The 19,834-nt window shown below is 63.0% G+C and carries 18 protein-coding genes and 1 pseudogene; 7 read left to right on the top strand and 12 right to left on the bottom strand.

Translation table 11 applies throughout. The annotated features are described in order from the left end of the window. Nucleotide 1 precedes the first annotated feature (1 nt). Nucleotides 2-1,354: a 3-oxoacyl-ACP reductase gene (locus ACIPW4_RS07980; RefSeq protein ID WP_400656498.1), complete on the bottom strand. Its 1,353-nt coding sequence runs from the start codon at nt 1,352-1,354 to the stop codon at nt 2-4. Nucleotides 1,355-1,472: 118 nt separating this feature from the next. On the opposite strand from ACIPW4_RS07980, the gene ACIPW4_RS07975 reads away from it, so the two are divergent. Next, nucleotides 1,473-2,750 carry an acetyl-CoA C-acetyltransferase gene (locus ACIPW4_RS07975; protein ID WP_400656496.1) on the top strand — a complete coding sequence of 426 codons (1,278 nt, stop codon included), beginning with the start codon at nt 1,473-1,475 and terminating at the stop codon, nt 2,748-2,750. Between the two features lie 194 nt (nt 2,751-2,944). Beyond that, nucleotides 2,945-3,724 carry an AraC family transcriptional regulator gene (locus ACIPW4_RS07970; RefSeq protein WP_400656494.1) on the top strand — a complete coding sequence of 260 codons (780 nt, stop codon included), beginning with the start codon at nt 2,945-2,947 and terminating at the stop codon, nt 3,722-3,724. Between the two features lie 120 nt (nt 3,725-3,844). Here the strand turns inward: ACIPW4_RS07970 and ACIPW4_RS07965 are convergent, their stop codons facing one another. The 5 genes and pseudogenes from ACIPW4_RS07965 to ACIPW4_RS07945 form a co-directional block, all read right to left on the bottom strand. Continuing rightward, nucleotides 3,845-4,573 carry a methyl-accepting chemotaxis protein gene (locus tag ACIPW4_RS07965; RefSeq protein WP_371856896.1) on the bottom strand — a complete coding sequence of 243 codons (729 nt, stop codon included), beginning with the start codon at nt 4,571-4,573 and terminating at the stop codon, nt 3,845-3,847. Nucleotides 4,574-4,702: 129 nt separating this feature from the next. Next, a pseudogene (locus ACIPW4_RS07960) lies at nt 4,703-5,632 on the bottom strand (cache domain-containing protein); the annotation flags it as partial. Nucleotides 5,633-5,977: 345 nt separating this feature from the next. Continuing rightward, nucleotides 5,978-6,382, bottom strand: coding sequence for a Cu(I)-responsive transcriptional regulator (gene cueR / locus ACIPW4_RS07955; RefSeq protein ID WP_400656492.1), 405 nt, complete (start codon nt 6,380-6,382; stop codon nt 5,978-5,980). Beyond that, nucleotides 6,379-8,778, bottom strand: a complete 2,400-nt coding sequence (locus tag ACIPW4_RS07950; protein WP_400656490.1) for a heavy metal translocating P-type ATPase — start codon at nt 8,776-8,778, stop codon at nt 6,379-6,381. The genes cueR and ACIPW4_RS07950 overlap by 4 nt, the downstream gene beginning before the upstream one ends. Before the next feature lie 57 nt (nt 8,779-8,835). Next, complete coding sequence (locus ACIPW4_RS07945) at nt 8,836-9,222, bottom strand: hypothetical protein (RefSeq protein ID WP_400656488.1); 387 nt, start codon at nt 9,220-9,222, stop codon at nt 8,836-8,838. Between the two features lie 146 nt (nt 9,223-9,368). On the opposite strand from ACIPW4_RS07945, the gene ACIPW4_RS07940 reads away from it, so the two are divergent. Next, on the top strand, nt 9,369-9,566 hold the full coding sequence (locus ACIPW4_RS07940) for a heavy-metal-associated domain-containing protein (protein ID WP_400656487.1): 198 nt from the start codon (nt 9,369-9,371) through the stop codon (nt 9,564-9,566). 106 nt (nt 9,567-9,672) lie between these two features. After that, nucleotides 9,673-10,854 (top strand): multidrug effflux MFS transporter, encoded by a 1,182-nt coding sequence (locus ACIPW4_RS07935; RefSeq protein WP_400656485.1) that lies wholly within the window; start codon nt 9,673-9,675, stop codon nt 10,852-10,854. On the opposite strand, the gene ACIPW4_RS07930 is transcribed toward ACIPW4_RS07935, so the two are convergent. After that, nucleotides 10,805-11,002: a hypothetical protein gene (locus tag ACIPW4_RS07930; RefSeq protein ID WP_240349693.1), complete on the bottom strand. Its 198-nt coding sequence runs from the start codon at nt 11,000-11,002 to the stop codon at nt 10,805-10,807. The two genes, ACIPW4_RS07935 and ACIPW4_RS07930, sit on opposite strands and share 50 nt — an antisense overlap. 464 nt (nt 11,003-11,466) lie before the next feature. Between ACIPW4_RS07930 and ACIPW4_RS07925 the strand changes: the two genes are divergently transcribed. Further along, nucleotides 11,467-12,174, top strand: coding sequence for an ArsR/SmtB family transcription factor (locus ACIPW4_RS07925; protein WP_400656482.1), 708 nt, complete (start codon nt 11,467-11,469; stop codon nt 12,172-12,174). A 5-nt stretch (nt 12,175-12,179) separates the two neighbouring features. On the opposite strand, the gene ACIPW4_RS07920 is transcribed toward ACIPW4_RS07925, so the two are convergent. From ACIPW4_RS07920 to ACIPW4_RS07900, 5 genes are all read right to left on the bottom strand, one after another. Beyond that, the gene (locus tag ACIPW4_RS07920; RefSeq protein WP_400656480.1) at nt 12,180-13,127 is read right to left on the bottom strand and encodes an adenosine deaminase; all 948 of its coding nucleotides are present in this window, start codon (nt 13,125-13,127) and stop codon (nt 12,180-12,182) included. An 84-nt stretch (nt 13,128-13,211) separates the two neighbouring features. Next, nucleotides 13,212-13,898, bottom strand: coding sequence for an SDR family oxidoreductase (locus ACIPW4_RS07915; RefSeq protein WP_400656478.1), 687 nt, complete (start codon nt 13,896-13,898; stop codon nt 13,212-13,214). A 364-nt stretch (nt 13,899-14,262) separates the two neighbouring features. After that, the gene (locus ACIPW4_RS07910; RefSeq protein WP_400656476.1) at nt 14,263-14,847 is read right to left on the bottom strand and encodes an IMPACT family protein; all 585 of its coding nucleotides are present in this window, start codon (nt 14,845-14,847) and stop codon (nt 14,263-14,265) included. A 9-nt stretch (nt 14,848-14,856) separates the two neighbouring features. After that, nucleotides 14,857-15,519, bottom strand: a complete 663-nt coding sequence (locus ACIPW4_RS07905; protein ID WP_400656475.1) for a TetR/AcrR family transcriptional regulator — start codon at nt 15,517-15,519, stop codon at nt 14,857-14,859. 90 nt (nt 15,520-15,609) lie between these two features. Further along, nucleotides 15,610-16,527, bottom strand: a complete 918-nt coding sequence (locus tag ACIPW4_RS07900; RefSeq protein WP_400656473.1) for a LysR family transcriptional regulator — start codon at nt 16,525-16,527, stop codon at nt 15,610-15,612. Between the two features lie 118 nt (nt 16,528-16,645). Between ACIPW4_RS07900 and ACIPW4_RS07895 the strand changes: the two genes are divergently transcribed. Next, nucleotides 16,646-17,992 (top strand): aspartate aminotransferase family protein, encoded by a 1,347-nt coding sequence (locus tag ACIPW4_RS07895; RefSeq protein WP_400656472.1) that lies wholly within the window; start codon nt 16,646-16,648, stop codon nt 17,990-17,992. Nucleotides 17,993-18,065: 73 nt separating this feature from the next. Continuing rightward, nucleotides 18,066-19,559, top strand: a complete 1,494-nt coding sequence (locus ACIPW4_RS07890) for a CoA-acylating methylmalonate-semialdehyde dehydrogenase (RefSeq protein ID WP_400656470.1) — start codon at nt 18,066-18,068, stop codon at nt 19,557-19,559. Nucleotides 19,560-19,834: the final 275 nt, after the last annotated feature.

Raw genomic sequence — 19,834 nt, 5'->3', positions numbered from 1 at the left:
TTCAGGCCCCCATCAAGGCCTGGCCGCAGACGCGCAGCACCTGGCCGTTGACCGCACCGGAGCCCGGCTGGCTGAGCCAGGCAATGGCTTCGGCGACATCTTGCGGGCGCCCGCCCTGGCCGAGTGAGCTCAGGCGTCGCCCGGCTTCGCGCAGGCCGATAGGCATGGCTGCGGTCATGTGCGTCTCGATGAAGCCGGGCGCTACGGCATTGATGCTGCCACCGCGCTCTGCGAGCTTCGCCGCCCAGGCTTCGGCAAAGCCGATCAGCCCGGCTTTGCTGGCCGCATAGTTGGCCTGGCCACGGTTGCCGGCAATACCGCTGACCGACGCCAGCAGGGTAATGCGTGCGTTGTCGCTCAGTGCGCCACCGTCATGCAGGGCCTGAGTCAGCAGCTGCGGGGCCTTGAGGTTGACCGCCAGCACCGCGTCCCAGTATTCAGGGGTCATGTTGGCCAGCGTCTTGTCTCGTGTGATGCCGGCATTGTGCACAACGATATCGATACCGTCGGGCAGTGCTTCGAGCAGCCTGGCCGGGGCATCGCTGGCGCAGATGTCCAGGCCCAGGGCCTTGCCACCCAGGCGGGCGGCGAGGGCATCGAGTTCCTGCTGGGCTTGTGGCACATCAAGCAGCATGACCTCGGCACCATCGCGCGCCAAGGTCTCGGCGATGGCGGCGCCGATGCCGCGCGCGGCGCCTGTGATCAGGGCGCGACGCCCACCAAGCGGGCGGGTCCAGTCTTCGACCTGAGTGGCACAGGCCTGCAGGCGCAGGACTTGGCCAGAAACAAAGGCACTCTTGGGTGACAGGAAGAAGCGCAAGGCGCCTTCGAGCTGAGCATCCGCGCCGGTTGCCACATACAACAACTGCGCGGTAGCGCCATTGCGCAGCTCTTTGGCCAGCGAGCGGCTGAAGCCCTCCAGGGCACGCTGGGCGACACTTGCCAGCGGTTCGTCGAGGGATTCCGGTGCACGCCCAAGGATCACCACGTGGGCACAAGGTGCGAGGCTGCGTAGCAAGGGCTGGAAGAATTCGCGCAACTGCTTCAGCTGGTCGCTGTCGGACAGATGACTGGCATCGAATACCACGGCCTTGAGCTTCGGCCCCAGACCCGCGACCCAGGCGGGGGCCTGCAGGCCGTCGCCATTGAAGCTGTACAGCGCATCGGTCAGGCGTGGCGCTATGGCCTCGACCTGGTTCGCCAGTGGCCCGCCACCCAGCACCAACGCCCCTTCCACCGGGCGCAGGCGGCCTGCCTGCCAGCGCTCCAGCGGCGCGGGGCGCGGCAGGCCAAGCGCATCGACGAGGCGGCGGCCGAGATTGGAGTTGGCAAAGCCGAGATAGCGGTCGCTCATGTGCGGGTCTCCCTGAAGGCAAGCTTGCAAGTGTGGACCAACTTTGTGGCAAGGTCGTTCGACTGCGGTAAAAACACCTAGGCTGTACGGATCGAATGGTTTCAGGAGGAACAAACGCATGCGTTCAACTCGCCGGGTCGCGATCCTGGGCGGCAACCGTATCCCCTTCGCCCGCTCGAACGGTGCCTACGCCAACGCCAGCAACCAGGCGATGCTGACCGCAGCCCTGGAAGGCTTGATCGAGCGTTATCGCCTGCACGGGTTGCGCCTGGGCGAGGTAGTGGCCGGGGCAGTGCTCAAGCATTCGCGGGACATGAGCCTGACCCGCGAATGCGTGCTGGGTTCGCGGCTGTCGCCACAGACGCCGGCCTACGACATCCAGCAGGCCTGTGGCACAGGCCTGGAAACGGCGCTGCTGGTGGCCAACAAGATTGCCCTCGGGCAGATCGACTGTGCTATCGCCGGTGGTGTGGACACCACGTCCGATGCGCCCATCGGCGTCAACGAGGGGCTGCGGCGGATCCTCTTGCAGGCCAACCGCGGCAAGACGCTGGGTGAGAGGCTCAAGCCGTTCCTGCAATTGCGCCCCCGCCACTTGAAACCCGAACTGCCGCGCAATGGCGAGCCCCGCACCGGGTTGTCGATGGGCGAGCATTGTGAACGCATGGCGCAAACCTGGGCGATTGGCCGCGCCGAGCAGGACGCGCTGGCCTTGCACAGCCATCAGCAACTGGCCGCCGCGTACAGCGAGGGCTGGCAGAATGACCTGCTGACGCCGTTTCTGGGCCTGACCCGTGACAACAATCTGCGTGCAGACCTGACCTTGGAGCAGTTGGCCGGGCTCAAGCCGTCATTCGACCGCAGCGGCCAGGGCACATTGACGCCGGGCAACTCCACGCCGTTGACCGATGGTGCATCGATGGTGCTGCTTGGCAGCGAACAATGGGCGCAGCAGCAGGGCTTGCCGGTGCTGGCTTACCTGGTCGACGGCGAAACCGCTGCGGTTGATTTCGTCACCGGGAACGAAGGCTTGCTGATGGCCCCCGTGTACGCGGTGCCACGGCTGCTGGCGCGCAATGGCCTGACCTTGCAGGACTTCGACTATTACGAAATCCACGAAGCCTTCGCGGCGCAGGTGCTGTGCACGCTCAAGGCCTGGGAGGACGCCGACTATTGCCGCGAACGACTCGGCCTGGAGGCGCCATTGGGAGCGATCGACCGCAGCAAGCTCAACGTCAAGGGCAGCTCGCTGGCGGCCGGTCACCCGTTCGCGGCTACAGGAGGGCGAATATTGGCCAACCTGGCGAAGTTGCTGGCCAAGGCCGGAAAAGGGCGTGGCCTGATATCCATCTGCGCAGCGGGTGGGCAAGGCGTGACGGTGATCCTCGAGCGCTGAAGCCGGACCCTGTGGGAGCGGCCTTGCGTCGCGAAAGGGCCGCAGCGCGGCCCCGGCAATATTTGCTGCAGCTCTGAAATCCGGGGCCGCTTCGCGCCCCTTTCGCGACGCAAGGCCGCTCCCACAGGGATCGTACCTGACCTGATCACGCCTCAGCTGTTAGGCTTGTCTGCTCAGAACTACAAGAATCCGCTATGCCGACGATCGGACATCCCCGTGCCATTCCTGCCCTGGACCAGTTGCCCCGGCCCCTTTATGCCCGCGCCGAAAGCCTCGGCGCCGGTTCCTGGACAACTCGCCATAGCCACGACTGGGTGCAGTTTTCCTACGCTATCAGCGGTGTATTGGGGGTGTATACCGACGATGGCAGCTACTTCGCCCCACCGCAGTGGGGCGTATGGATACCGGCCGATGCCGAGCATGAAGTGGTGACCTCCGGGCAGGCTGAAATGCGCAGTCTGTATATCCGCCGTGATGTGTGCCTGTGGGCGCCGGCGCAATGCCGGGTGCTGGAGGTGACGCCATTGGCACGGGAGCTGATCAAGCAGTTCTGCCTGTTGCCGGCTGAATACACTGAAGGTGACAGCGTCGAGGGGCGATTGGTCGCCGTCTTGCTCGATCAGTTGCGCACCTTGCCCGAGGTGGGGTTCTCGCTGCCGCTGCCGCGCCATCCGGGGTTGTTGGCGTTGTGCAATGGCCTGATTGCCGAGCCGGACCAGGTGCAGACCTTGCAGCAGTGGGCGGTGCAGTTGGGGTGTTCGGAAAAGACCTTGATGCGGCTGTTCCAGCGTGAGACGGGGTTGAGTTTTCGTAATTGGCGCCAGCGGATGCGGCTGCTGTCGTCGCTGGCGTTGCTGGAGGCGGGGGAGAGTGTGACCGAGGCGGCGTTGGGCTGTGGGTATGATTCGACTTCGGCTTACATTGCGGCCTTCAAGCAGTTGTTCGGGGCGACCCCGGGTGAACTGAAACTGTAGCGCTGTCAGTACCGGCCTATTCGCGGGTGAACCCGCTCCCACAGAGATCGCACAGATTTCAAATGCTGTGCGGTACCTGTGGGAGCGGGTTCACCCGCGAAAGTGCCGGTACAGGAGGACTCAGGTACGGAAGCGACGCACCAGCGAGTCCAGCTCATTGGACAGCCCAGCCAGGCTCTCGGAGTCCTGACGTGCCGCCTGGGCCAGTTCGGCCACCAACTGCGCATCCCCGTGAATCTGGCTGATATGGCGGTTGATGTCCTCGGCCACCTGGTGTTGTTCTTCCGCCGCCGTGGCGATCTGCGTGTTCATGTCGCGGATGATGTCCACCGACTCGCGGATCTGCCCGAAGCTGTCACGGGCCAGGCCGATGCGGCTGACCGACTGCTGCGACACTTCCAGGCTGGCATGCATCTGCTCGGCCACTTCGGCGGTACGGCTGGCCAGGTTGCCCAGCAAACCATCGATCTCGGCAGTGGAGTCGGCTGTGCGTTTGGCCAGCGCGCGCACTTCGTCGGCCACCACGGCAAAGCCGCGGCCCTGTTCCCCGGCCCGCGCGGCTTCGATGGCTGCGTTCAGCGCCAGCAGGTTGGTCTGTTCGGCAATCGAGCGGATGGTGCCGAGGATCGACTGGATGGCGTTGCTGTCGCGCTCCAGCTGCTGGATCGACTGGGCCGACTGCTCGATTTCCTGGCTCAGGCGGTCGACGCTGTTGACCGCCGCGTCGATCTGCTGCTGCCCTTCACGGGCCTGTTGCTGACCGCTGTCGGCCGATTGCGCGGCCTGGCTGCACGAGCGGGCCACTTCGTTGGCGGTGGCGACCATTTCGTGGAACGCGGTGGAGACCATGTCCACGGCTTCACGCTGGCGCCCGGCAGCCTCGGCCATGTCGCTGGAGACCCGGGTCGAGCTGCTGGACGTGCTGAGGATCTTGCTGGCGGCCGAGCCGATATGCTGGATCAGGCTGCGGATGGCGCCGAGGAACTGGTTGAACCAGTTGGCCAGTTGTGCGGTTTCGTCGCGGCCGCGCACCTCGAGGTTGCGGGTCAGGTCGCCTTCACCCTGGGCAATGTCTTCCAGGCCGCTGGTGACGCTGTTGATCGGGCGCACGATGAGTTTGGCGAAGGCTGCGCCGACCACGGCGAACAGTGCCGCCAGCACCAGCGCGATGGCACCGATCAGCCAGGTCAGGCGGGTGGTGGTCTGCATCACTTCGCCTTGCTGGATCAGGCCGATGAAGGTCCAGCCCAGCTTCTCGTCAGGGTAGACGTTGGCCATGTAGCGCTCGCCGTCGATCTCGACCTCGACCAGGCCTTTGCCGGCCTTGGCCAGTTCGGCATAGCCGCCGCCAAAGCTGGCCAACTGCTTGAAGTTGTGGCTGGCATCGCGTGGGTCGACCATCACGTTGCCGTTGTTTTCAACCAGCATCAGGTAGCCGCTTTCGCCCAGCTTGATCTGCTTGACGATCTCGGTCAGGCCCTTGAGTGAAACATCGATATTGACCACCCCGCCCGGGTTGCCGAGCTGGTTGGCCACGGCGCGCACGGTGCTGATCAGCACGGCATCGTCTGCGGCCCAGTAATAGGCACCGGTGCGCACGGTCTTGCCGGGGTTGGCCATGGCCAGCTGGTACCACGGGCGTGGGCGCGGGTCATAGTTGACGAACTTCTGCCCGGCCGGCCAGCCGACGTAGCCTCCATCACTTACGCCGTAGGAAACATAGGCATAGCCAGGGTGAGACTCTGCCAGGCGGGTGAAGAATTCCAGCAGTTGCTTGTCCTGATCGCCCAGCTCGTAGGAAGGGGTGGCGCTCATGAATTTGTTCAGGTTATTGCCGGTGGCCGCCACCATGGGTTGCGAGGCCAGATAGGCAACGTTCTGGTCGATGCCCTGGAAGAAGAGGTTCATGGCGTTGCCGACCTGGCGGATTTCCCGGCTGCTGCTGTCGAGGAAGCCATCGCGGGCATCGCCGCGCAGGTTGATCACCACCAATGTGGCCACGAGGACGATGGGCAAGCCGGCGATGATCGCAAATGCCCACGTCAGTTTCTGTTTGATGTTCATCAACGCTCCCGGATTTTATTTTTTGCACGCGAGGCAGGTAGTGACTACATCGGCAGCATCCGGGTAATTCTTAGGCATGGTGCCCGTATTTGTTGGGCGAAGTCGCATTTGACGACTAATCGGTCGGCTTTGGGCTAATATGGCATACCAAATGCGTGTGGCGTGCTGATGACAGCACGCCACACGCCCTCAACGGCAGCAGCTTGCGCCATTGGCCAGGTCTTTCAGAATCGGGCAATCCGGGCGGTCATCGCCCTGGCAGCTGGCAACCAGATCGCTTAGCGTGTCGCGCAGGCTCACCAATTCCTCGATTCTGCGGTTCAGTTCATCGATATGCTGCATGGCCAGCGCTTTGACGTCGGCGCTGGCGCGTCCGCGGTCCTGCCACAGGGTCAGCAGTTTGCCCACCTCTTCCAGTGAAAACCCAAGGTCTCGAGAGCGCTTGATGAACGCCAGGCTGTGCAAGTCCTCGGCCTGGTACACGCGGTAGCCACTGTCGCTGCGGGTGGCCGGCTTGAGCAGGCCGATGGACTCGTAATAGCGGATCATCTTGGTGCTGAGCCCACTGCGGCGGGCTGCCTGGCCAATGTTCATCGGGCCTCCTGCGAGGTGCTGGTGGGTTTCCAGGTCTTCAGCCACAGGGCATTGCTGACCACGCTGACACTGGACAACGCCATGGCGGCGCCGGCCAGTACCGGGTTGAGATAGCCCAGTGCGGCCAGGGGAATGCCGATCAGGTTGTAGATGAAGGCCCAGAACAGGTTCTGGCGGATTTTTGCATAGGTCTTGCGGCTGATTTCCAGCGCAGCGGGCACCAGCTGCGGGTCGCCGCGCATCAGCGTGATGCCGGCAGCCTGCATGGCCACGTCGGTGCCGCCGCCCATGGCGATGCCGATATCGGCGGCGGCCAGGGCAGGGGCATCGTTGATGCCGTCACCGACCATTGCCACCACGCCGTCCTTTTTCAGAGCGGCCACGGTGGCGGCCTTGTCGGCTGGCAGCACTTCAGCGTGCACGTCGTCGATGCCCAGCGCTTGGGCCACCACCTTGGCACTGCCGCGGTTGTCACCGGTCAGCAGGTGGCTGCTGATGCTGCGGGCGTGCAGGGCGGCGATGGCCTGCCCGGCGCCGGGCTTGAGGCTGTCGCCAAAGGCGAACAGGCCGAGTACGCGCGGGGCTGCACCGCGCTCGATGAGCCACGACAGGGTGCGGCCTTCGGCTTCCCAGGCTTGAGCCTGGGTAGCCAGCTCACCAGGTTGCAGGTTGCTGTCTTCGAGCAGGCGGCGATTGCCCAGCGCCAGTTCGCGGCCTTCCACCCGCCCGGCAATGCCGCGGCCGGTGAGTGACTGGCTGTCTGTCACTGTGGGCACGGCCAGACCTTGCTCGGCGCAAGCATCCAGCACCGCCTTGGCCAAAGGGTGCTCGCTGCCGCGTTGCAGGGCACCGGCCAGGCGATGGAGGTCGCTGGTATCCCCGGCCAGTGCCTGGCTGTGGACCACGCGAGGACTGCCGGAGGTGAGGGTGCCGGTCTTGTCGAACACCACGCGGTTGACCGCGTGGGCACGCTCCAGTGCTTCGGCGTCCTTGATCAGGATGCCGTGGCGGGCAGCGACACCGGTACCGGCCATGATTGCCGCCGGTGTGGCCAGGCCCAGGGCACAGGGGCAGGCGATCACCAGCACCGCGACCGCATTGATCAGCGCGGTCTCCAACGCTGCACCCGCCAGCCACCAGCCAATCAAGGTGGCCAGTGCCAGCACCAGCACGGCTGGCACGAACACCTGGCTGACCCGGTCGACCAGTTTCTGGATTGGTGCCTTGGCAGCTTGTGCATCCTCGACCAGGCGGATGATCCGGGCCAGTACGGTTTCCGTACCCAGCGCCTGGGTACGCACCAGCAGCCGACCTTCGCCATTGATGGCACCGCCGGTGACACTGTCGCCGGGTTGCTTGGGCACCGGCAGGCTTTCGCCGCTGATCAGTGCTTCATCGGCGTGGCTGCTGCCTTCTTCTACAGTGCCGTCGACCGGGAAACGTTCGCCGGGTTTGACCAGCACCAGGTCGCCGAGGCGCAACCGGGCGATCGGTATGTCCTCTTCGCGGCCTTCGACCACACGCACGGCGCGCTCTGGCCGCAGCGCTTCAAGGGCGCGGATGGCACTGGCGGTCTGGCGCTTGGCCCGGCTTTCGAGGTATTTGCCCAGCAGCACCAGCGCGATGACTACCGCCGAAGCCTCGAAATAGAGATGGGGTGCCATGCCGGCGGGGGCCTTGGCCCACTGGTACAGGCTCAGGCCATAACCCGCACTGGTGCCCAGCGCGACCAGCAGGTCCATGTTGCCGGCACCGGCACGCACGGCTTTGTAGGCGGCTTTGTAGAAGCGTGCGCCGAGCACGAATTGCACCGGGGTAGCCAGCACGAACTGCGCCCAGGCCGGGAGCATCCAGTGCAGGCCAAGCGGCTGCACCAGCATCGGCAGCACCAGGGGCAGGGCCAGCAACAGCGCGGCCGCAACGGCCAGGCGCTCGTTGCGCAGGCGCCGTTGGGCATCTCGCTGATCGTCCATGGCTGCTTGCGGCAGGCTGGCGCTGTAGCCGGCTTTTTCCACAGCGGCAATCAGCAACGAGTCTTCGAGCGCCTGCAGCACTACAAGGTGGGCACGCTCACTGGCCAGATTGACGCTGACCTGTTCGACCCCCGGCAACTTGCCCAGCGCGCGTTCGACACGACCGACGCAGCTGGCGCAGGTCATGCCGCCGATCTGCAGCTCCACGGTTCGGCTCGGCACGCCGTAGCCGGCGCCGCGCACGGCCTCGACCAGGGCTGGCAGGCTGTCGGCTGGTGCCTGGACCCTGGCATGTTCGGTGGCGAGGTTGACGCTGACCTGATCAGCGCCGCTGACTTTACGCAAGGCGCGCTCGACACGGCCCGCGCAGCTGGCGCAGGTCATGCCGGAGATCGGCAGGTCGAACGTGGTAGATGCGGACATGGCTCTCTTCCTTGGCAGGGCTTGAGCATCAGCATCAACCTTGCCACGCAGGGAAGGTCAATAGCCCAGGCCGGCTCGCTTCAATTCAAGGCCATTGTGGCCCATGGCGATGCGGTACTTGCTGATCTGCCCCGCTTGCAGGTTGAGCCGGGTACTGCGCTGGTCCTCGACGCCGGGAGCGCAGCCTGGCATCTGCCCGGGCAGCAGACGCAGGCGCACGTCGATAGGGCCGGGCGGCAGGTTGAAGGATGTGGACTGCTCCTGGAATACGCGACCGGAGAGCTGATCGTTGAGGTACACGCCGATTTCGCAGCTGGTGGCCACTTCCAGGCGCTCCCGGGAAATGATCAGCACGCTGTAGTCCGAGTTGCCCTCGGCGCTGGCCTGCGGCACTGCGGCCAGCGCGGCCAACAGCCCGACAACGCCCACTGCTGTCCTGAACATGAAAAATCTCCTGCTTGCACAAATCGTCAAAGGCGCAGCTTGGCTGAGGTCTGCGCGGATTTCCAGCCCGGCCGGTTCAGCCAGAACTTGACCTTGCCCCGATGGCAAGCTTGAAACTGGCTAAAACCCTGAAAGAGGCAGTAACCATGCAAGTGTTCAATGTTCAAGGCATGACCTGTGGCCATTGCGTGAAAGCAGTGACTCGTGCGGTGCAGGAGCAGGATGCGCAGGCGCAGGTCGAGGTCGACCTCCCAGGCAAACAGGTACGTGTGCGCACTTCGCTGGACGCCGCGCAGGTGTTGGCGGCCATTCGTGAGGAAGGTTACACGGCCGAGGTGGCCTGAACCGCAGCGGGCGCATTGCGACCCTGTTTTGTTGCAAATGTTTTCGTACTGAAGGTGCCCAGTGCAGGTAGACTTGGCGGCTTGCTTAGCCTGCTATGGATTCCTGATGAACCTGCGAATGGTGCTGATTCTGGGCGCACTGAGTGCGTTCGGCCCCTTGGCGATCGACTTCTACCTGCCTGCCTTCCCGGCGATGGCACAGGCGTTCGCCACCGATGAAAAACATGTACAGACCACCCTGGCGGCCTATTTCCTTGGCCTGTCGATCGGCCAGCTGGCCTACGGGCCGGTGGCTGACCGTTTCGGTCGACGCACGCCGCTGCTGTTCGGCGTGGCGCTGTTCACCCTGGCTTCGCTGGCCTGTGCCTACGCGCCCAACCTCGACACCTTGATCGTCGCGCGGTTTGTTCAGGCGCTGGGCGGTTGTGCCGGCATGGTGCTGTCGCGCGCCATCGTCAGTGACAAGTGTGACCCGGTGGCCTCGGCCAAGGTGTTCTCGCAGTTGATGCTGGTGATGGGCCTGGCGCCGATCCTTGCGCCGATGCTGGGCGGTGTGCTGGTGAACGTGGCCGGTTGGCAGTCGATCTTCCTCGCACTGAGCCTGTTCAGCGCTGCCAGCCTGTTGGCGGTAAGCCTGGGCCTTCCGGAAAGCCTGCCGACGCACATGCCGCGTCAGCCGCTGTCAGGTGCATTGCGCCAGTACCTGCGATTGTTGGCTGATCGGGTGTTCATCGGTCATGCGTTGACCGGTGGTATTGCCATCGCCGGGATGTTCGCCTACATCGCCGGTTCGCCTTTCGTATTCATCAAACTCTATGGCGTACCTGCGGAACACTATGGCTGGCTGTTCGGCACCAACGCCGCAGGCTTCATTCTGGTAGCCCAGGTCAATGCGCGCCTGCTGGCCAAACGCGGCCCGGCATTCTTGCTGGTGCGCGCGGTCTGGCTCTATCTCGCAGCAGGCCTGGTGCTGCTGGGCGTGGCAGCCCTGCGCCCGGCCCAGTTGTGGCCATTGCTGGTGCCGCTGTTCGTCTGCATTGCCAGTTTGGGCTGCATCATACCCAACGCTTCGGCCTGCGCCATGAGTGGCCAGGGCGCGCGGGCGGGCAGCGCCTCTGCAATGATGGGCTGCCTGCAGTTCAGCGTCGCGGCCGCGGCGGCGTCGCTGGTTGGCGTACTGCATGATGGCAGTGCTGTGCCCATGACCTTGGTGATCAGCCTGTGCGGGGCACTGGTGGTCAGTGTCGCGCTGTTGACCCGGCGTTTGCAGGCCACGCGTCCGGCATGAGTGGGTGAGGTGCCTGCAGGCGGGTTTCCAGGGTGGCAACGAAGGCACGTGCTTCGGCCTCGCTGCGGAAACTCACCACATGCTGGTCGAGCCTCACCTGCCAGGGGCAGTTGGGGTTGCGGTTCGACGCACTGACGACAATTTTCATCGCGGCATACCTCCGATTCGGGGGAGAGCGGGTCAAGTGTAGCGCTGCAGCACCCCCGCGCCACGACATGCATCAGCGCCCTGACTGGCGGTCATGGCGCTTTCCCAACGGCTTGTCCGACGTTTCTGCGGCTATTGCCTGGATTGCTGTAGAAGCTTCACTTTGATTTGCGCTATTTGAGGAAGCTCGCTGTCAGCAGAGTCGCTGCCCGCTCAGGGCCATTCTTCCCCATGCCCTGTATTTTCCTTTCTGCGTCAGGTCGGAGAGCCTTTTTGCAGGCACCGATTCGCTTGTGGGGTGCCCCACCCAACGACAGGTGCGCCCGTCCAGGCATGCGCGGGCCTGCCAAGAGCGAGGCGGGTGCCGCTTATACTGGCGCCTGGGCAGTTTGCTTGAGGGGCGATCGGCGTAGCCAAGGCTGGCCTCTGGAAACCAGACGTGATCATGCAGGGAGATGAAGGGACATGAATGCAGTCAGCAGTATCAGTCAGATTGCCGGCCTGATGGCCGACCCCAAGCGTAGCGCAATGTTGTGGGCGCTAATCGATGGCACATCGCGACCGACCGATGAACTGGCGATGATGACCGGGCTGACCTCGTCTTCGGCCTGTGCCCATCTGTCGCTGTTGTATTCGGCGGGCCTTCTCAGGCTTGAGGCGCGTGGCCGCAAACGCTACTTCAGGCTCGCTACACCACAGGTGGGCGTAGCCGTCGAAGCGTTGGCCAGCGTCCAGCTGGCGTCGGGGAAGGGGCCGCGTACAGAGACGTTGCAGTTGCCGGTATCGATGCGCAGGGCACGTCGCTGCGGTGATCACCTGGGCGGCGAGCTGGCGGGTGAGTTGTATCACCGGCTGGTAGTGGCGAACTGGCTGGAGGGCAGCGAGAGGAAACTGATGGTCAGCGAGGAGGGGCGAACGCAGTTGGCTGCCATAGGCGTCTACATAGACGCGCTGGCATCACGCCGACAGAACGGCTGTGTGATCTGCCATTGCAATGAGTGGAACGACCAAGGGCCGCACCTGGGCGGCAGCCTTGGTCAGGCATTGCTCAAACTGTTTCTGCAGTCTGGCTGGATACGCGAGCCCGAAGGCTCGCGGGTACTGCAGATTTCCGCCGAAGGCGTGCAGCAGATCAACCGCATCGCCCGCGTGACGACGATGCAGGTCGGTTAGCGGCTTCAGACCAGGCGAGCATCCAGGCTGTTTTGCGCGAGCCGACGGGCCTGGTCTTCGGTCATGCCCAAGTGAGTGTGCAAGGCGTGGAAGTTCTCGGTGACGTAGCCGCCGAAGTAGGCCGGGTCGTCCGAGTTCACCGTCACCTTCACGCCGCGTTCGAGCATGTCGAGGATGTTGTGCTGGCTCATGTGGTCGAACACACAGAGCTTGGTATTGGACAGCGGGCAGACGGTGAGCGGGATCTGTTCGTCGATGATGCGTTGCATCAGGCGTTCGTCTTCGATGGCGCGTACGCCGTGGTCGATGCGCTTGATCTTCAGCAGGTCGAGGGCTTCCCAGATGTACTCGGGTGGGCCTTCCTCCCCGGCATGGGCCACTGCCACAAAACCTTCGCTGCGGGCGCGGTCGAACACGCGCTGGAACTTGCTCGGCGGGTGGCCCATTTCCGAGCTGTCCAGGCCGACGGCGATGAAGGCGTCGCGGAAGGGCAAGGCCTGGTCGAGGGTCTTCTGCGCTTCTTCTTCGCTGAGGTGGCGCAGGAAGCTCAGGATCAGGCCGCTGCCGATGCCCAGTTGCTCGCGACCGTCCTTGAGTGCCTGGTTGATGCCATTGAGCACGACTTCGAACGGGATACCACGGTCGGTGTGGGTCTGCGGGTCGAAGAACGGTTCGGTGTGGATAACGTTCTGCGCTTTGCAACGCTGCAGGTAGGCCCACGTCAGGTCGTAGAAGTCCTGCTCGGTGCGCAGTACGTCGGCACCCTGGTAGTACAGGTCGAGAAATTCCTGCAGGTTGTTGAAGGCGTAGGCGCTGCGCAGGGTTTCCACGTCGTTCCATGGCAGGGTGATCTTGTTGCGCTCGGCCAGGGCGAACAGCAGTTCAGGCTCCAGCGAACCTTCGAGGTGCAGGTGCAATTCGGCCTTGGGCAGGGCATTCAGCCAGTCATACATAAGGGGGATGTCTCAGATCAGGTACGGTTGCCACCATTCTACAGGGCCTGGCCGGGCATTGCGCCCGGCCGGTCGGTATTCACCTCACCAGGTGAGCGAATCGCCCTTGTAGTTGATGAAGCGCAGGCCACCGTGGCCGCTTTGGGCATAGATCTGCTCGAGCATGCCACGGGTGCTGGTGAGCACGTCGATTTCGGCATTTTCGCCACCCATGTCGGTTTTCACCCAGCCCGGGTGCATGGCCAGCACACACAGGTCAGGGCGCTGCAGTTCGACCACGAAGCTGTTGATCATCGAATTGAGCGCGGCCTTGCTGGCCTTGTACAGGCAAATCTCGCCGCCGTCGGGGATGGTGACGCTACCGAGGATCGAGCTCATGAACGCCAGCACGCCGCTGCCTTCGCGCACTTGACCGGCCAGGCGGCGAGCGACGCGGATAGGGGCCACGGCATTGGTCATGAACAGCTCACCGAGGGCCTGGGTTTGCACGCTTTCCAGGTCTTGCGGCAAGGGGCCCATGACGCCGGCGTTTACGAACACCAGGTCGAACACTTCACCTTGCAAGCGCTGCTGGAGGCCGTCGAGTTGGGCGGTGTCGTTCATTTCCAGCTGTTCGATACGCACGCCGGGTACTTCGGCAAGGTCGCCAGGCGCTTGTGGGTTGCGCACAGTTGCAGTGATATTCCAGCCGTGTTCTTGCAGGCGTTGCACCAGGCCCAGTCCAAGACCACGAGACGCGCCGATGATGAGGGCATTTTTTGGAGTTGCCATAGCAACGTTCCTTTCTATGTGGGAAATGGAATTGAGCATACTGCAGACTTGCCGAGTACGCCTGTCCTACGGCTGGTTAAAAAATAGACAGTTCTGCCTGGCCGTTTACGGGCGGGCGCTTGGCTTGTTGGCTAACGGGTTATCCACAGGCTCGTCCACAGTTACTGTGCGCAAACGGGGCGTGCGCCTCGGTGCAAGCGGCTTGTGGTATTGGGGATAAGTAGTGATGGATCAGTTGTTTAGGGCTGTCATCAAACCGTGATCAAAATATGATCAATGCTCTGCAGGCCTTGCAGAGCGTGGTTTACAAGGGAGTGCCCCAAGCTTATCCACAGGCCAGCCCACAGTTGTTGTGAGCAAAATCTCACCTTGCTTCGAGAATGATCCGGCCCCGGCTCAAGTCCGCCAGCTGTTGCTGCAATGCGGGCAGGTGCGCTTCGCCCACGGCGATCTGCAGCTCGACGCCATTGGCGGTGAACTGCTCGTCGAGCACCAGGCCATCCACGTCCGCCAAGCGCAGTTTCACCAGTGCCAGTTCGCTGAAGGTGCAACTGCACGCGTACTCGCTGCGCTGCACCAGCAGCCGTTTGGGGGCTTGCTGCAGGCACTTGTTGGCGCCACCACCGTAAGCGCGCGCCAGCCCACCGGTGCCCAGCTGGATACCGCCGTACCAGCGAATCACCAGTACCACCACCTGGTCGCAGTCCTGCGCTTCGATGGCCGCAAGGATGGGTCGCCCGGCGGTACCGCCCGGTTCGCCATCGTCATTGCTGCGGTATTGCCCGCCGATCTTCCACGCCCAGCAATTGTGCGTGGCGGCCAGGTCGCTGTGGCGTTCGATGAAGCTCATCGCCTCGGCGGCGCTGTTGATCGGGCCGGCGAGGGTGATGAAGCGGCTCTTGCGGATCTCCTCGCGAAATTCGCAGAGGTCGAGCAGGGTAGAAGGCATAGATGAACGTCAGGCACTCGGCTTTATGCCGCACCCCTTGAGAATGATGTGGATAAGGTTGCTGCTGGCATCTTCCATGTCTTGCTTGGTCAGGCGGCTGCGGCCGGTGACCTGGCAGATCTGGGTGGCGAAGTCGGCATAGTGCTGGGTACTGCCCCAGAGCAGGAAGATCAGGTGCACCGGGTCGACGGTGTCCATCTTGCCGGCTTCCATCCAGGCCTGGAACACGGCGGCCCGGCCGCGGAACCATTCGCGGTAGTCAGCGCTGAAATACTCCGTCAGGCAGGTACCACCGCTGATCACTTCCATCGCGAAGATCCGCGAGGCCTGCGGGTTGCGCCGGGAAAACTCCATCTTGGTGCGGATGTACTGGCTTAACGCTTCACCCGGATCGTCATCGACGCTCAGGGCGTTGAAGGTGCTGTCCCACAGCTCGATGATGTTGCTCAGCACGGCAATGTACAGGCCGAGCTTGTTGGTGAAGTAATAATGAAGGTTGGCCTTGGGCAAGCCGGCTTTCAGCGCGATGGTGTTCATGCTGGTGCCTTTGAACCCATGGCGGGCAAATTCGTCCTCGGCGGCCTGGATGATGGCCTGTTCGTTCTTCTGGCGGATGCGGCCGGCGGGTTTGCCCGAGGCGGCGAGGCGATGCGCAGGGACTTCTAGGGTCATGGACGATTCCGGACAGGTCTGTGGCAACGAATGTCGGACAAGATTACCTGCCTGTGCTGGCGTGACAAGCCTTAGCGTCAGAAGCAGGCATCAGCGTGTCGCAGCCAGGCTCTCCAGGAAGCTTTCCAGCACCAGGTTCGGCCGCCGCCCCTTGCGGGTTACCCAGCTCAGGCTCAGGTCGTAATAGCGTTGCGCCGGCTTGAGTGCACGCAGGCGACCTTGCTGGACCCAGAACATCGCGTAGTGGTCGGGCAGGTAGCCGATGTAGCGCCCGGTGAGGATGAGGAACGCCATGCCTTCGCGGTCCGAGGCACTGGCGGTGCAGTTGAGCGCCTGGTAATGCGCCTGGATTTCTGCGGGCAGGCGGAAAGTCGGCGCAATGGCTTCCTGGCTGTTGAGGCGCCCATCGTCGATCTGCTGGTTGTCGGCGTAGAACAACGGGTGGCCAACTGCGCAGTAAAGTTGTGAACGTTCACTGTACAGCGGTTGGTATTCCAGGCCGGACAGCGGGCTGGTCTGTGGCACCACACCAACGTGCAGGCTACCGTCCAGTACCCCCTGCTCGACCTGGCTGGGGGCGATCATGCGGATCTGGATGCGCACATCCGGGCCGCGGTCCTTGAGCTCGGCCAGGGCATGTGTAATGCGCATGTGCGGCAGGGTGACCAGGTTATCGGTCAGGCCGATGTTCAGCTCGCCGCGCAAGTGCTGGTGCAGGCCATTGACCTCGGTGCGGAAGCTTTCCAGCGCACTGAGCAGCTGCAGTGCCGAGTGATAGACCTCGCGTCCTTCCTCGGTCAACGAAAAACCGGCCCGGCCGCGCTGGCACAGGCGCAAGCCCAGGCGTTGCTCAAGGTCGTTCATCTGCTGGCTGATGGCCGAGCGGCCGATTCCCAGCACGTTCTCCGCAGCCGAGAAGCCGCCGCATTCAACCACGCTCCGGTAGATTTTCAGCAGGCGGATGTCGAAATCGCTGACTTGTGCGAGAGGGTCGGGGCGTCGGCTCATAAGTTTAGTCTTGCGCTACCTGAAGATTAGAAATGTAGGCTTTTTCAGACTTTATCCGCGTGCGAGTTTAGCTGCAACAACATCCATCGTTGCCCGATCGTCTTCCGAGGAACCGCCGATGAACATGCCCGAAACCGCTACCACCGGCATCGCCAGCCAGCTGAAGCTGGACGCCCACTGGATGCCCTACACCGCCAACCGTAACTTCCAGCGCGACCCGCGCCTGATCGTGGCGGCTGAAGGCAACTACCTGGTCGATGACAAAGGGCGCAGGATCTTCGACGCCCTCTCTGGCCTGTGGACCTGTGGCGCCGGGCATACCCGCAAGGAGATCACCGAGGCGGTCGCACGCCAGGTTGGCACTCTCGATTATTCCCCGGCGTTCCAGTTCGGCCACCCGCTGTCGTTCCAGCTGGCCGAGAAGATCGCCGACCTGACCCCGGGCGACTTGAACCACGTCTTCTATACCAACTCCGGCTCCGAGTGCTGCGACACTGCGCTGAAAATGGTGCGTGCCTACTGGCGCCTGAAGGGCCAGGCCAGCAAGACCAAGATCATTGGCCGTGCCCGTGGCTACCACGGCGTGAACATTGCCGGCACCAGCCTGGGGGGCGTCAATGGCAATCGCAAGATGTTCGGCCAGCTGCTGGACGTAGACCACCTGCCTCACACCGTGCTGCCGGTGAACGCCTTCTCCAAAGGCATGCCGGAAGAGGGCGGTATTGCCCTGGCTGATGAAATGCTCAAGCTGATCGAACTGCACGATGCGTCGAACATCGCGGCGGTGATCGTCGAGCCGCTGGCTGGCTCTGCCGGTGTGCTGCCGCCGCCGAAGGGTTACCTGAAGCGCCTGCGCGAAATCTGCAGCCAGCACAACATCCTGCTGATCTTCGACGAAGTGATCACCGGCTTCGGGCGCATGGGCGCCATGACCGGTTCCGAGGCCTTTGGTGTCACCCCTGACCTGATGTGCATCGCCAAGCAGATCACCAACGGTGCTATCCCGATGGGTGCAGTGATCGCCACCAGCGAGATCTATCAGACCTTCATGAACCAGCCGACCCCGGAATATGCGGTGGAATTCCCCCACGGCTACACCTATTCCGCGCACCCCGTAGCCTGCGCCGCCGGCCTCGCCGCGCTCGACCTGCTGCAGAAGGAAAGCCTGGTGCAGTCGGCTGCCGAACTGGCACCGCACTTCGAGAAGCTGCTGCACGGCGTGAAGGGCACCAAGAACATTGTCGACATCCGTAACTACGGCCTGGCCGGCGCGATCCAGATCGCTGCCCGCGATGGTGATGCGATCGTGCGGCCTTACGAAGCAGCGATGAAGCTGTGGCAAGCCGGCTTCTATGTGCGCTTCGGTGGCGACACCCTGCAGTTCGGCCCAACCTTCAATACCCAGCCGCAGGAACTGGACCGCCTGTTCGACGCGGTCGGTGAAGCCCTCAACCAGATCGACTGATCTTTCCGCTTTTGACGTAGGGCGCGTGAGCTAACCACGCGCCTGACTCAACCTTTTTTATCTGGAGTTTTGCATGAGCATTGTTCAGCACCTGATCCACGGCGAACTGGTTACCAAAGGTGAGCGCACCGCCGATGTCTTCAACCCATCCACTGGCCAGGCGGTACGCAAGGTCGAACTGGCCAGCCGCGCGACCGTGCAGGAAGCCATCGATTCGGCCAAGGCCGCCTTCCCGGCCTGGCGCAATACGCCACCGGCCAAGCGCGCCCAGGTGATGTTCCGTTTCAAGCAACTGCTGGAGCAGAACGAAGCGCGCATCTCGCAGATGATCAGCGAAGAGCATGGCAAGACCCTGGAAGACGCTGCCGGTGAACTGAAGCGCGGCATCGAGAACGTCGAGTTCGCCTGCGCGGCACCGGAAGTGCTCAAAGGCGAATACAGCCGCAACGTCGGCCCGAACATCGATGCCTGGTCCGACTTCCAGCCGCTGGGCGTGGTTGCCGGTATCACCCCGTTCAACTTCCCGGCCATGGTGCCGCTGTGGATGTACCCGCTGGCCATTGCCTGCGGTAACGCCTTCATCCTCAAGCCCTCCGAGCGTGACCCGAGTTCGACCCTGTTCATCGCCCAGTTGCTGCTGGAGGCTGGCCTGCCGAAGGGCATCCTCAACGTGGTGCATGGTGACAAGGAAGCTGTTGATGCACTGATCGAAGCACCGGAGGTGAAAGCACTGAGCTTTGTCGGTTCGACCCCGATTGCCGAGTACATCTATGCCGAAGGCACCAAGCGCGGCAAGCGCGTGCAGGCCTTGGGCGGTGCGAAGAACCACGCGGTACTGATGCCCGATGCCGACCTGGACAACGCGGTCAGTGCGCTGATGGGTGCAGCCTACGGCTCCTGCGGCGAGCGGTGCATGGCTATTTCGGTGGCGGTGTGTGTGGGTGACCAGGTTGCCGATGCACTGATCGCCAAGCTGGAGCCGCAGATCAAGGCGCTGAAGATTGGCGCTGGCACTTCGTGCGGCCTGGACATGGGACCCCTGGTAACGGCCGCTGCACGCGACAAGGTCGTTGGCTATATAGACGATGGCGTTGCTGCTGGCGCCAGGTTGGTGGTCGATGGCCGTGGATTCCGTGTGGCAGGTAATGAAGATGGCTACTTCGTCGGTGGCACGCTGTTCGACAACGTGACCCCGGAAATGCGCATCTATAAAGAAGAGATCTTCGGCCCGGTGCTGTGCGTGGTGCGCGTGAACAGCCTGGAGCAGGCCATGCAACTGATCAACGATCACGAGTACGGTAACGGTACCTGCATCTTCACCCGTGACGGTGAAGCGGCGCGCCTGTTCTGCGACGAGATCGAAGTGGGCATGGTCGGTGTCAACGTACCGCTGCCGGTGCCGGTTGCCTACCACAGCTTCGGTGGCTGGAAGCGTTCGCTGTTCGGCGATCTGCATGCCTATGGCCCGGATGGTGTGCGCTTCTATACCCGTCGCAAGGCGATTACCCAGCGTTGGCCGCAGCGGGCCAGCCATGAGGCGTCGCAGTTTGCATTCCCTAGTTTGTAAGGGGCGTAGATGAAGCGGGGAGGCCGGTAGGCCTCCCCGCTTTGTTTTTCAGCGATATTAAAGTTTCTTGAAATTAAGGGTTGACGGGGTTCTAAATCCCCTTATAATGCGCCCCACTTCCAGCGACATCGGAACGACAAACTCCTTGAAATTCAATGAGTTAGATTGTTAAGAGGTCATTGAAAGGGCTTCGATCGAATGATCGATAGCGGTCGAGATGAAGGTTGACAGCGGTTTTAAACGCTGTATTATTCGCCTCCCGCTACGAGAGATCG

Source organism: Pseudomonas sp. NPDC089996 (genome assembly GCF_044748405.1).
GTDB lineage: Bacteria > Pseudomonadota > Gammaproteobacteria > Pseudomonadales > Pseudomonadaceae > Aquipseudomonas.
Note: the sequence above shows the minus strand (reverse complement) of the source record. Positions and strands in the feature narration are given on the sequence as shown.

Bases quoted from the DNA above. Each gene is read 5' to 3' on its own strand.
- ACIPW4_RS07895 (WP_400656472.1), top strand. From the start codon at position 16,646: ATGAACATGCCCGAAACCGCTACCACCGGCATCGCCAGCCAGCTGAAG.
- ACIPW4_RS07935 (WP_400656485.1), top strand. From the start codon at position 9,673: ATGAACCTGCGAATGGTGCTGATTCTGGGCGCACTGAGTGCGTTCGGC.
- ACIPW4_RS07915 (WP_400656478.1), bottom strand. From the start codon at position 13,898: ATGGCAACTCCAAAAAATGCCCTCATCATCGGCGCGTCTCGTGGTCTT.
- ACIPW4_RS07925 (WP_400656482.1), top strand. From the start codon at position 11,467: ATGAATGCAGTCAGCAGTATCAGTCAGATTGCCGGCCTGATGGCCGAC.
- ACIPW4_RS07975 (WP_400656496.1), top strand. From the start codon at position 1,473: ATGCGTTCAACTCGCCGGGTCGCGATCCTGGGCGGCAACCGTATCCCC.
- ACIPW4_RS07890 (WP_400656470.1), top strand. From the start codon at position 18,066: ATGAGCATTGTTCAGCACCTGATCCACGGCGAACTGGTTACCAAAGGT.
- ACIPW4_RS07950 (WP_400656490.1), bottom strand. From the start codon at position 8,778: ATGTCCGCATCTACCACGTTCGACCTGCCGATCTCCGGCATGACCTGC.
- ACIPW4_RS07930 (WP_240349693.1), bottom strand. From the start codon at position 11,002: ATGAAAATTGTCGTCAGTGCGTCGAACCGCAACCCCAACTGCCCCTGG.
- ACIPW4_RS07905 (WP_400656475.1), bottom strand. From the start codon at position 15,519: ATGACCCTAGAAGTCCCTGCGCATCGCCTCGCCGCCTCGGGCAAACCC.
- ACIPW4_RS07980 (WP_400656498.1), bottom strand. From the start codon at position 1,354: ATGAGCGACCGCTATCTCGGCTTTGCCAACTCCAATCTCGGCCGCCGC.
- ACIPW4_RS07945 (WP_400656488.1), bottom strand. From the start codon at position 9,222: ATGTTCAGGACAGCAGTGGGCGTTGTCGGGCTGTTGGCCGCGCTGGCC.
- ACIPW4_RS07920 (WP_400656480.1), bottom strand. From the start codon at position 13,127: ATGTATGACTGGCTGAATGCCCTGCCCAAGGCCGAATTGCACCTGCAC.
- cueR (WP_400656492.1), bottom strand. From the start codon at position 6,382: ATGAACATTGGCCAGGCAGCCCGCCGCAGTGGGCTCAGCACCAAGATG.
- ACIPW4_RS07940 (WP_400656487.1), top strand. From the start codon at position 9,369: ATGCAAGTGTTCAATGTTCAAGGCATGACCTGTGGCCATTGCGTGAAA.
- ACIPW4_RS07965 (WP_371856896.1), bottom strand. From the start codon at position 4,573: ATGGTCTCCACCGCGTTCCACGAAATGGTCGCCACCGCCAACGAAGTG.
- ACIPW4_RS07910 (WP_400656476.1), bottom strand. From the start codon at position 14,847: ATGCCTTCTACCCTGCTCGACCTCTGCGAATTTCGCGAGGAGATCCGC.
- ACIPW4_RS07970 (WP_400656494.1), top strand. From the start codon at position 2,945: ATGCCGACGATCGGACATCCCCGTGCCATTCCTGCCCTGGACCAGTTG.
- ACIPW4_RS07900 (WP_400656473.1), bottom strand. From the start codon at position 16,527: ATGAGCCGACGCCCCGACCCTCTCGCACAAGTCAGCGATTTCGACATC.